The organism is Cylindrospermopsis curvispora GIHE-G1, assembly GCF_014489415.1.
Classification (GTDB): Bacteria; Cyanobacteriota; Cyanobacteriia; order Cyanobacteriales; family Nostocaceae; genus Raphidiopsis; species Raphidiopsis curvispora_A.
The window spans coordinates 2,529,300-2,540,818 of sequence record NZ_CP060822.1 but is presented as its reverse complement, the minus strand read 5'-3'; the positions used below and the strand labels follow the sequence as shown (position 1 = coordinate 2,540,818).

The following is an 11,519-nucleotide window of genomic DNA, read 5'->3' as shown; positions in this document are numbered from 1 at the left end:
AACTATAGGGGGAAGATGCGCACACCATCACTGGTTTCAAAGACAAACAGGTTGTTTAAATCCAAACATATTTTTAATTTTTCTCCGGGGTGTAAATGTCTATCTCTCTCTACCTGCATGTTAATCAATCCTGGACAACTAGGTAACTCCACACGAACTAATATTTCCTTTCCTAAAGGCTCTACAACTTTCACTTCTACCCATAGTTCTCCTTGTTCTCTCAGTATATTCTGGGAATCTGCTCCTTGACAACTTATACGAATATGCTCTGGACGAATACCTAAGTGATAATTTTGTCCAGGATAAACTGCGCTAACAGCTGCAATCTGATTGGGAATAGCTAATAACTCTCCACCCACATCAAACATATCCTCTTTCACCGTAGCAGGTATAATGTTCATAGGTGGATTACCCAAAAAAGTCGCTACCATCCGATTTGCGGGTAGGCCATATATGCTCTGAGGATCCCCAATTTGTTGAATTTTGCCCCCATTTAAGACTACAATTTTGTCCGCTAAGGTCATTGCTTCCACCTGGTCATGGGTAACATAAATAGTGGTAATATTCAGTTTTTGATGTAGTTGTTTTAACTCAGTTCTTGTATCATCCCGTAACTGTGTATCCAGATTAGACAAGGGTTCATCCAGTAAAAATACTTGAGGTTGACGGGCGATCGCCCTGCCTAATGCTACTCTTTGTTGTTGACCCCCGGATAATTGCTTTGGTTTTCTGTCTAGAAGATGTTCTAAGGAGAGGGCCTTAGCAACGGACATGATCCTAGATTGAATAGTTTTGCGGTCAACCTGGCGCATTTCCAGACCGAAAGCTATATTCTCAGCAACGGTTTTATGAGGATAAAGGGCGTAATTTTGAAACACCATCGCCACATCCCGGGATCTAGCTGGTATATTATTAACCAGGCGATCGCCTATATATAAACTACCTGAAGTTATGGTTTCTAGGCCTGCAATAGTTCTCAGAATGGTGGATTTGCCACATCCTGAAGGACCAACCAACACCCAGAACTCACCATCTGGAACTTCAAAGGAAATATTCTCAATTGCTGTAACTTTGTCAAATTTCCGTTTGACATCATCCAAAACAACTTTAGCCATGCCTTCATTTCCTCACTTTATATTTTCTATGATATTATATGTACCTAACCGATGGATGGCAAAATTGACCACCAACATCCAAATCTCAAATTTTAATATCTAATTAATTTAATGCAATTCCAAATAAGAGAATCCAGATCTATACTAGCTTCTTCTTTATTATTAATTGCCCCATTTTTCCTTTGGGGTACGGCAATGGTAGCTATGAAAGGAGTAATTCCCCATACCACACCTCTATTTATGGCAGGTGTGCGTTTAGTGCCAGCAGGAGTGCTTATTTTAATAGTCGGTGCATTTATGGGTAGACATCAACCTAAAGGATGGTTAGCATGGTTATGGATTGGATTATTTGCCGTGGTTGATGGCACCCTATTCCAAGGTTTTCTGGCGGAGGGGTTAGCTAGAACCAGTGCGGGTTTGGGTTCTGTAATGATTGATTCCCAACCTTTAGCTGTTGCTCTATTATCATGGTGGTTGTTTCAAGAACGTATTGGTCTATGGGGATGGTTAGGACTGGCATTAGGAGTGATTGGTATCAGTTTAATTGGGTTACCCCAGGAGTGGATCTGGCATTTTATTCACCCAGGTGTGGTGACCAATAGTACCAACAATAATTTGTTTGATAATTCATTACCCTTATTTGCTAGTGGCGAATGGTTAATGTTACTGGCAGCTTTATCCATGGCACTGGGAACAATATTAATTCGTTTTGTTAGTAAATATACTGACCCTGTAATAGCTACCGGATGGCACATGATTTTGGGAGGAATACCACTTTGGGGAATTTCTTCTTTCCTAGAAGTTGACCAATGGCAAAATATACTACCCGCTGATTGGGTGGCATTAACTTATGCTACCGTATTAGGCAGTGCGATCGCATACGGTTTATTCTTTTACTTTGCCTCCACTGGCAACCTAACAAGTTTAAGTTCTTTAACCTTTCTCACCCCGGTATTTGCATTAATATTTGGTCGTATTTTACTGGGAGAGGTTTTGACTGGGATCCAATGGATAGGAGTTATGATCACACTGATTAGCATCTATTTAATTAATCAAAGAGAAAATCTACCAGGACAGGAAGACCGGAAAGTGGAGACCATTAATGGCTAATGAAAGAAGCGGTCTAAAGCAGCTTTTAGTTGCTCCATTTCCGCATCAATGTTACCATTTTGGGCAGCTCGGCTAATACATTCGGTTAAATGTTCATCCAGGACGATGCGAGCAACTTTATCTAATGCACCTCGAACCGCAGCTATTTGTAATAATACCTCCGGACAGGGGCTATTCTGTTGCACCATGGTTTTAATACCGCGAATGTGTCCCTCTATGCGGGATATTCGGTTGACAATTCGTCTTAGTGATTCTTCCGTATGAACATGAGGATGACCTGGTCCCACCAACCCCGAATTGTGACCTGGATGTTGTTGATGGTCATGGTTATGATGGTGAGTATGTACATCCTGGGAAAAATCATCAGCTAAAGTATTTGACGGATTCATAGATTATAAACTGCTGAACTTGAATTTTTGAGCTTCCACCTCAATAATAACTTTAGCTAAATTGGTAAGTAGAACAAGATAAAAATTGTAGATTAGGTTTTAATGATGCGATTTCCTGAAGTTCGTCATTCCCCAATTACCTCTCGTGTGGTAGCAATGTTCATGGGTGTGATGTTAATAGTTTCCAGTCTGTTAGTTTCACCCTCCCAAGCACAATCGATACCTGCTGTAACTGATGCAATTGGTAAAAGCAGTTTTGTGACTGCCGCAGTTAATCGCGTCGGGCCTGCTGTAGTGAGAATTGACACCGAAAAAACCATTTCTCGTCCCGTTGACCCCATTATGGAAGATCCATTCTTCCGACGCTTTTTTGGTGATACCTTCCCACCCATGTCACCAACAGAGCAGTTAAGAGGTTTAGGTTCTGGTTTCATTATTGATAAGAGCGGCTTAGTATTGACCAATGCCCACGTGGTGGATCAAGCGGATAAAGTGACGGTGAGATTAAAAGATGGTAGAACTTTTGAAGGCAAAGTCCAAGGCATTGATGAAGTAACAGACTTAGCAGTAGTTAAAGTCAATGCAGGTAAAGACTTACCAGTAGCTGCATTAGGTTCTTCTAATAATGTACAAGTAGGAGATTGGGCGATCGCAGTAGGAAATCCTTTAGGATTTGATAATACAGTCACATTAGGAATTGTTAGTACCTTAAAACGTTCCAGCGCCCAGGTAGGAATCAGTGATAAAAGACTAGACTTCATTCAAACTGACGCAGCAATTAATCCTGGTAACTCTGGTGGTCCATTATTAAATGCGGAGGGCGAAGTAATTGGTATTAATACAGCTATTCGTGCTGATGCTATGGGTATAGGTTTTGCCATACCTATTGATAAAGCCAAAGTAATTGCGGCCGAATTACAAAAGAACGGTAAGGTTGCCCATCCTTATTTAGGAGTGCAGATGATTACCTTAACACCCCAATTAGCTAGACAAAATAACACCGATCCCAACTCTACCTTTGAACTACCAGAAGTAAATGGGGTATTAGTAATGAGAGTTGTACCTAACTCCCCTGCTGCTGAGGGTGGAGTTCGACGTGGGGATGTGATTGTGGCGATTGATGACCAACCCATAAGTAATGCTGAACAACTACAACAGGTGGTTGAGGATAGTCGTCTAGGTCAGATTTTGCGAGTGAAAGTCCAAAGAGGTAATAAAACCCAAAATCTTTCGGTGACAACCGCTGAATTGCAAAATATTTCCTAGATTAAGCTTCTCCGGTCTAAAGACACGGAGATTTCTGAAGAGTCCATAAACGAACTTTCTGAGGCTGGCTTAAACAGCCTCTACTGATTCCGCTAAGATCAATTCCTAGCATCACCGCTACTTTTTTCAAAATATTAGCAGCACCATTACAGTCCGCATTAATTTTGAACCCATCAGAAGTTTCATATACTCCACGACTAACTCGTTTCCCGCTTGCTTCCCACCCTTGGGGTTTTTCACCGAATTTAGGTATATTGTCGCAATCAAAAAACGATGATTGAGAAGTGTATGATTCTTCTGTTTCAATAAAATCTATTCCGTATTGTTTACATAATTGAGCAATACGGTCTTTTAATCTTGCTGTGGGAATTTGGACAAACTTCTGATTGTTTTTAGACCCCAAATCAATACTATCTTTTTCATCTCCCGTGAAATCCGGGGATGAATTTAGTGCTGGGTTTATGGGAAATATTTTGCCGAGTTACTCAACTTTGTCAAAAATATATGTTACAGTTAGCGTTGTGCACCTCTTCAAAGATAAGTAGGCCACACTTAGTTTTTCCGCGAGGAAAACGCTTGCAAGTCCTTTCACATAGGTTATTTGACCATGTCAGATTTAATTTTATTTTGGCATCGCCGAGACTTACGTACTTCTGACAATACGGGACTAGGAGTTGCCAGGGAAAAAACCAAAAAAGTAGTAGGTGTTTTCTGCTTAGACCCTAACATATTAGGACAGGATGATATAGCACCTGCTAGAATAACCTACATGATTGGCTGTTTGAAATCATTAGAGAGTCTATATTTACAAGCTGGCAGCCAGTTACTAATTTTACATGATAATCCGGTGAGAGCCATTCCCAATTTAGCTGAAGCCCTGGAAGCGAAGGCAGTTTTTTGGAATTGGGATGTGGAACCCTATGCACAAATACGAGATCGGGATGTAACTCTGGCACTAAAAACCAGAGGTATTGAAACCTTAGAGAAAAATTGGGATCAATTACTGCATTCACCGGACACAATTCTCAGTGGTGCGGGGACACCCTATACAGTTTATACTCCCTTTTGGAAAAAGTGGCATAGTCAACCAAAAGTGGAACCAATAGAAATCTTAGCCAACTGTGAGAACTTAACAGCTAGAGAAGAGGAAATAGCTGAAAAATCAGGGGTAATTAAATTGCCCACTGCCAGAGATTTAGGTTTTATCTGGAGTGGGGAACTAATACTTGAACCGGGGGAAGTAGCAGCTTGGGAAAGACTAACAGATTTTCTGGATTGTGCTATTGATGAATATGAAGAAAAGAGAAACTATCCGGCTATTGATGGCACATCTTTGTTAAGTCCCGCCCTGAAATTTGGGGTAATTGGAATTAGGACTATCTGGCAAAAAACTCAGGAGTTATTAGCCATAAGCAACAGTCAAGAGTTTAGTAATGGTATTATCACTTGGCAAAAAGAATTAGCCTGGCGGGAATTTTATCAGCATGCCATGTACCACTTTCCTGAATTAGCTGAAGGCGTCTATAGGGATGTTTTTAAAAACTTTCCCTGGTCTGATAACCAAGAGCATTTTCAGGCTTGGTATGAAGGAAAAACTGGTTATCCGATTGTGGATGCTGCTATGCGACAATTAAATGAGACTGGTTGGATGCACAATAGGTGTAGAATGATAGTAGCCAGTTTTTTAACTAAGGATTTAATTATTAATCCTCAGTGGGGGGAGAAGTATTTTATGCAGAAACTCATTGATGGTGATTTATCTGCTAATAATGGAGGATGGCAATGGAGCGCATCTAGCGGAATGGATCCTAAACCATTAAGAATTTTTAACCCGTCTAGCCAAGCACAAAAATTTGATAGCGATGGGGAATATATTAGACACTGGGTAGGGGAATTGGCATCTGTGGATACGGAATATTTAATTGGTGGTAATATAACACCCTTGGAACGCCAAAGTGTTGGTTATCCCCCACCTATTGTAGACCATAAAAAACAGCAAGCTCTATTTAAACAATTGTATCAACAGCAGAAAGTGGGTTTTGGTTAGATTATTTTCATACCATAACCCACCCAGAAGAAGCCATACTATACCATATTTAATTATAAACTGTCTTATGACCAACCGTTTAGCTGCAACTAGAAGTCTTTACTTGAGAAAACATGCTGATAACCCCATTGATTGGTGGCCTTGGTGTAATGAAGCATTGTCAATGGCTCAAACTGAAGATAAACCAATTTTCCTTTCCATTGGCTATTCTAGTTGCCATTGGTGCACAGTTATGGAGGGAGAAGCATTTTCTGATTTGGCAATTGCCGAATATATGAATGCCAATTTTATTCCCATTAAGGTGGACAGGGAAGAAAGACCTGATATTGATAGTATCTATATGCAGAGTCTACAGATGATGACTGGACAGGGTGGTTGGCCACTGAATGCTTTTCTCTCTCCTGATGATTTAATCCCCTTTTATGCTGGGACCTATTTTCCTGTTGCTCCCCGTTATGGTCGTCCGGGTTTCCTGGAAGTACTACAAGCTATCCGTCATTATTATGATCATCAAAAAGAGGACTTTCGTCAGCGCAAAGCATCTATTTTAGAAGCTTTGCTCAGTTCTACTGTGTTGCAAAACCATGATCCAGCTCAATTTGCCCATAGTCAATTCCACAGGTTTTTAAAACAAGGTTGGGAAACTGCTATGGGGGTGATTACTCCCAAACAAATGGGTAATAGTTTTCCGATGATTCCCTATTGTCAGTTGGTTTTACAAGGTACTCGCTTTAACTACCCATCTGCAAATGATGGACTGCAAATGGCTACCCAACGAGGTCTGGATCTGGCCCTGGGGGGAATTTATGACCATGTAGGTGGTGGTTTCCATCGCTATACGGTTGATGCTACCTGGACTGTGCCCCATTTTGAAAAGATGCTTTATGACAATGGTCAAATTGTTGAATATTTGGCTAATTTGTGGAGTGCAGGGGTGGAAGAATCAGCTTTTAAACGTGCAGTGGCTGGCACAGTAAGTTGGTTAGAACGGGAAATGATATCCCCTACAGGTTATTTTTATGCTGCTCAGGATGCGGATAGTTTTAACTGTTCCACTGATATGGAACCGGAAGAAGGTGCTTTCTATGTGTGGAGTTATCGGGAATTACAAGAGCTGTTAAGTGACCAAGAGTTACTGGAACTAAAGGAGCATTTCTCTTTAAGTTTGGAAGGTAACTTTGAGGGTAAGAATGTTTTACAGCGTTTATCTGGAGGAGAACTAAGTTCAAGTTTGGAATTGATCTTGGGGAGATTATTTCTTTCCCGTTATGGTCAGACTGCTGAAAATTTGACAATTTTCCCCCCAGCACGAAATAATCATGACGCAAAAACTAATCCTTGGCATGGTCGTATTCCACCTGTTACGGATACTAAGATGATTGTGGCCTGGAATAGTTTAATGATCTCTGGTTTGGCTAGAGCTAGTCAGGTTTTTCAACAACCTAGTTATTTACAATTGGCTGTGAAGGCTACTCGCTTTATTTTAGACCATCAGTTTGTAAACGGACGTTTTCATAGGCTTAACTATGATGGTGAACCTACTGTTTTAGCTCAGTCTGAGGACTATGCTTTATTTATTAAGGCCCTACTAGATCTACACCAAGCTGACCCTGGTAGTTCTAACTGGTTAGAACAGGCGATCGCTCTTCAAGATGAATTTAACGAATTTCTCTTGAGCGTGGAATTGGGAGGATATTTCAACACATCCAGTGATAATAGTCAAGATTTAATTATTCGGGAGAGAAACTTCGTTGATAATGCCACACCTTCAGCTAATGGAGTGGCGATCGCCAATTTGATTAAATTATCTTTACTGACAGACAACTTATACTATTTGGATTTAGCCGAGTCAGCTTTAAAAGCATTCAGCACCATAATAGAAAAGTCTCCCCAATCTTGTCCTAGTTTGTTGATAGCTAGTGATTGGTATAGAAATTCGACTTTAGTTCGCAGTAATATTGATAATATAAAAATACTAGCCAGCAAATACTTACCAACAACGGTTTTTGATGTCATATCAAAATTACCAAGTAATACTATAGGACTAGTGTGTCAAGGTTTAAAATGTTTACCAGCACCGGCAAATCTTGATGAACTATTAGCTCAAGTACAAAGGAGTCACAATAGATTGAGTTGAGAGGGGGCAGAAAGTTTTTCAGAAAATTTTGCCCCTAACCACTTGACAGGGAAAAAATATTTAGTAATAATATTAGGAGTTGGTGAAAACAACAAAAACCTTATGGGACTGTAGTTCAATTGGTTAGAGCACCGCCCTGTCACGGCGGAAGTTGCGGGTTCGAGCCCCGTCAGTCCCGTTCTGGATGTGAGATAGTGCTAGGATTCTCACGGGGTAATAGGGAGATAAATCCTAGAGCAATCTAGGTTAAAGTTGTATATTAATTAGAAAGAGAGAATTAAGCGTGTCTGTGAGAGTTCGTATTGCGCCCAGTCCCACTGGGAATTTGCACATTGGTACAGCCAGAACGGCTGTATTTAACTATTTGTTTGCCCATCACCAAGGTGGAAAGTTCATTTTACGCATTGAGGATACAGACTTAGAGAGGTCTCGTCCCGAATACACTGATAACATTTTACAAGGACTAAGCTGGTTAGGATTAAATTGGGATGAAGGTCCCTTTTTCCAGTCTCAAAGGTTAGAACTATACCAGTTAGCAGTGAAGAAACTATTAGACCAAGGTTTAGCCTATCGTTGTTATACCACAACGGAAGAATTAGAAGCTCTCAGGGAACTGCAAAAGGCGAGAAATGAAGCGCCCAGATATGATAACCGTCACCGCGACTTGACCAAAGAACAGGAAGCAGAATTTGTCAAACAAGGACGTTCACACGTAATTAGGTTTAAAATAGACGACCAGCGACAAATCCTCTGGAATGACCTAGTGAGGGGAGAAGTGTGTTGGCGTGGTAGTGACCTAGGTGGTGATATGGTGATTGCTCGTGCTAGTGATAATGGGATTGGTCAACCCCTATATAACTTCGTGGTTGTAGTAGATGACATTGATATGGAAATCACCCATGTTATTCGTGGAGAAGACCATATTGCTAATACAGCTAAACAAATTTTGTTGTATCAAGCACTGGGAGCAAACATTCCCGACTTTGCCCACACACCCCTAATTTTAAACCAAGAGGGGAGAAAACTATCAAAACGAGATGGGGTAACCTCCATTTCAGACTTCCAGAAGATGGGTTTTACTGCACCAGCACTAGTCAATTATATGACTTTATTGGGATGGTCAGCACCGGATTCAACCCAGGAAATATTTACCTTAGAAGAAGCAGCAAGGGAATTTACCTTTGACAGGGTGAACAAAGCGGGAGCAAAATTCGACTGGGATAAACTGGACTGGATTAATAGTCAGTACATTCATAATATGCCAATAGAAAAACTAACGGATTTATTAATACCCTTTTGGCAAGATGCAGGGTATAGCTTGACCGATGGTAGGGATCGTCCATGGTTAGAGCAGTTAGTGAGTTTAATAGCACCCAGTCTAACCCGCTTGGTGGATGCTCTACCTATGACCAAGATCTTTTTTACTAATGGAGTAGAGTTGACAGAAGAAGGGAGACAACAACTGGATCAAGAAGGGGTAAAAGCCTTACTGAAAGCAATTTTGGTGGCTTTAGATATTAATACGGTAACAGGGGACACAGCCCAAAATATCCTCAAGCAAGTAGTCAAAGAACAGGGAGTAAAAAAGGGTTTAGTCATGCGTTCCTTGAGAGTAGCTTTAACAGGGGATGTGCATGGTCCAGACTTAATTGAATCCTGGGTACTGTTAAATAAGATTGGTTTGGATAAACCAAGACTGAGTCAAGCCATAATATAGAAGGAGAAGGGGAAATGGGTGGTTGGGAACTGAGAGTCCAGAATTTTCGTCTTGGAAATAATCTCAGTAAAGATCAAAGTAGAAATACAATGGAAAAAAAGTCTGAATATGCCAATTAGATCAATTAGAATATTAATAGTCACAGTTGGTCTAGGAGTGACATTCGTAAATGATGATTTTGCCAATGGTCAACAAATGCCAACTATGTTTGGAGATGTACAGATTAGCCATCAATTCTCCCCGGATCCATTGCTGGTAAGAGGAATGAGTGGTGGTTTAGTTCCAGCAGGTGAAGTTAATCGTATGGATAATACTCCCACTGGTCCTTGTAGTGGATTTGTGGATGAAACACCAGACCATATTCTGAAATTAACTAGTAAGTTTGATTACTTAAAGCTACAAGTGGAGAGTCCAGAAGATACAACCATTATGATTAGTGGAGTGGGTGGAACCTGGTGTAATGATGATTTGGATGGCAAGAATCCGGGGATTAGTGGTGAATGGTTACAAGGTACTTATAAAATTTGGGTTGGATCCTATCAACAAGGAAAATATTTTCCCTATACTTTAAAAATTACGGAAGTTAAGTAATTGAGTTTTGATTAAGTTTTGTAAAATACTCAATGTGATTACTTACTTTTATGTTAAGCTGGTCTGCAGCAGAGTCCACATTATACAAACTAAACCCTAGAGTTACCAATGTTAGAATTCCACAGCTTATCTGAATTTTCTCGGTCAAATTGTGTGGGGATTTGTGCTTTTCTAGTTCCTGCTAACATACTAGCAACTGTAATGACACTTTTCCTGACATTTGTTAATAGACCAAGATGGCAAGTATTTCAATCCGCTGGAATTGCATCTGTGTTTAGTTTTTTCATGGTGTGGCATGTGTATACTTGGTTTAGTATTGGTGTAATTATGCCCCCGACCTATATTTTACTGAGTTTAGGAACTACTTGTCTACTGACTAACTTGGGAGCAATAGTTTGGCGGGTCAATTTTAGATATGGCACTCCATCTCCTCATTAGATATTCACCCCGGAAGAGGTCAAAACCGATTAATGAAATTAACAGCAGCTTTTAAATCTTCCAAGATGAAATCTGGTTCATAGAGTTCTAATTGAGTCCGATCTCGAATTCCACTCTCTACCCCAATCATCTTGACACCATGTTTCTTAGCTGCTGTAATGTCTGCTTCTGTATCCCCCACCATCCATATTTCAGTAGCAGGAGGAAGTTCTTTGATCGCTTTAGCCATTAACAATGGCTTATCTTCAATATCACGGGTTTTTATATAGTCATTACTCAGACAATAACGGCGATCTTTTGGAAAAAATTTGTCTAAATTAAACTTGTCAAAAGCATAGTTTAATTCCCTTACCCGTCGCATGGTCATCACTACTAAGTCAATTCCTGCTTCCTTTACCTTAACTAAAGCTTCTAAAGCTCCAGGAACCATTACATCATAGTCAAAATAAGGCTCTGTATGTACGGTTTCTTTGCGAATTTTAGCGAACTCCTGTGCTTGTTCCGCATCCAGTCCTGATTTAAAGGCTATTTGTTTTTCAGCAGTATGCGATCGCTTGAATTGCCAAAATTCTTCTTTTGTTAGTTTATGGATGACCTGGGATGGGTACTTGGTTTTTTGTAAACACAACAAATAGACTTGATAGTATCGTTCAGACACATCCATAATGGGTCCGTCAAAATCAGTAATTAGTCTCAGCATTGGCTATTC

At 40.3% G+C, this 11,519-nt stretch carries 11 protein-coding genes and 1 tRNA gene; 8 read left to right on the top strand and 4 right to left on the bottom strand.

All coding sequences use genetic code 11. The features are described from left to right. Window positions 1-2: 2 nt before the first annotated feature. Entirely contained in the window at window positions 3-1,115 is a 1,113-nt protein-coding gene (locus IAR63_RS11275; RefSeq protein WP_187705341.1) for an ABC transporter ATP-binding protein, read from the bottom strand. 111 nt (window positions 1,116-1,226) lie between these two features. Here IAR63_RS11275 and IAR63_RS11270 point away from each other — a divergent pair, with 111 nt between their 5' ends. Then, window positions 1,227-2,225, top strand: coding sequence for a DMT family transporter (locus tag IAR63_RS11270; RefSeq protein WP_187705340.1), 999 nt, complete (start codon window positions 1,227-1,229; stop codon window positions 2,223-2,225). Here IAR63_RS11270 and IAR63_RS11265 read toward each other — a convergent pair. After that, window positions 2,222-2,614, bottom strand: a complete 393-nt coding sequence (locus tag IAR63_RS11265; RefSeq protein WP_096544539.1) for a metal-sensing transcriptional repressor — start codon at window positions 2,612-2,614, stop codon at window positions 2,222-2,224. The genes IAR63_RS11270 and IAR63_RS11265 overlap by 4 nt on opposite strands. A 102-nt stretch (window positions 2,615-2,716) precedes the next feature. Between IAR63_RS11265 and IAR63_RS11260 the strand changes: the two genes are divergently transcribed. Next, a complete protein-coding gene (locus IAR63_RS11260) occupies window positions 2,717-3,880 on the top strand; it encodes an HhoA/HhoB/HtrA family serine endopeptidase (protein ID WP_096544537.1) in 1,164 nt (387 codons plus the stop codon). A 16-nt stretch (window positions 3,881-3,896) separates the two neighbouring features. Here the strand turns inward: IAR63_RS11260 and IAR63_RS11255 are convergent, their stop codons facing one another. Further along, window positions 3,897-4,283: a transposase gene (locus tag IAR63_RS11255; protein ID WP_235678248.1), complete on the bottom strand. Its 387-nt coding sequence runs from the start codon at window positions 4,281-4,283 to the stop codon at window positions 3,897-3,899. A 204-nt stretch (window positions 4,284-4,487) separates the two neighbouring features. Between IAR63_RS11255 and IAR63_RS11250 the strand changes: the two genes are divergently transcribed. From IAR63_RS11250 to IAR63_RS11225, 6 genes are all read left to right on the top strand, one after another. Next, the gene (locus IAR63_RS11250) at window positions 4,488-5,927 is read left to right on the top strand and encodes an FAD-binding domain-containing protein (RefSeq protein ID WP_187705339.1); all 1,440 of its coding nucleotides are present in this window, start codon (window positions 4,488-4,490) and stop codon (window positions 5,925-5,927) included. A 67-nt stretch (window positions 5,928-5,994) separates the two neighbouring features. Continuing rightward, window positions 5,995-8,064 (top strand): thioredoxin domain-containing protein, encoded by a 2,070-nt coding sequence (locus IAR63_RS11245; protein WP_187705338.1) that lies wholly within the window; start codon window positions 5,995-5,997, stop codon window positions 8,062-8,064. A gap of 104 nt (window positions 8,065-8,168) precedes the next feature. Next, window positions 8,169-8,242, top strand: a tRNA-Asp gene (locus IAR63_RS11240). 105 nt (window positions 8,243-8,347) lie between these two features. Beyond that, window positions 8,348-9,781, top strand: a complete 1,434-nt coding sequence (gene gltX, locus IAR63_RS11235; RefSeq protein WP_187705337.1) for a glutamate--tRNA ligase — start codon at window positions 8,348-8,350, stop codon at window positions 9,779-9,781. 108 nt (window positions 9,782-9,889) lie between these two features. After that, the gene (locus IAR63_RS11230; protein ID WP_187705336.1) at window positions 9,890-10,372 is read left to right on the top strand and encodes a hypothetical protein; all 483 of its coding nucleotides are present in this window, start codon (window positions 9,890-9,892) and stop codon (window positions 10,370-10,372) included. Window positions 10,373-10,480: 108 nt separating this feature from the next. Continuing rightward, window positions 10,481-10,810: a hypothetical protein gene (locus IAR63_RS11225; RefSeq protein ID WP_187705335.1), complete on the top strand. Its 330-nt coding sequence runs from the start codon at window positions 10,481-10,483 to the stop codon at window positions 10,808-10,810. Between the two features lie 19 nt (window positions 10,811-10,829). Here the strand turns inward: IAR63_RS11225 and IAR63_RS11220 are convergent, their stop codons facing one another. Beyond that, window positions 10,830-11,510 carry an HAD family hydrolase gene (locus tag IAR63_RS11220; RefSeq protein WP_187705334.1) on the bottom strand — a complete coding sequence of 227 codons (681 nt, stop codon included), beginning with the start codon at window positions 11,508-11,510 and terminating at the stop codon, window positions 10,830-10,832. Window positions 11,511-11,519 lie beyond the last annotated feature (9 nt).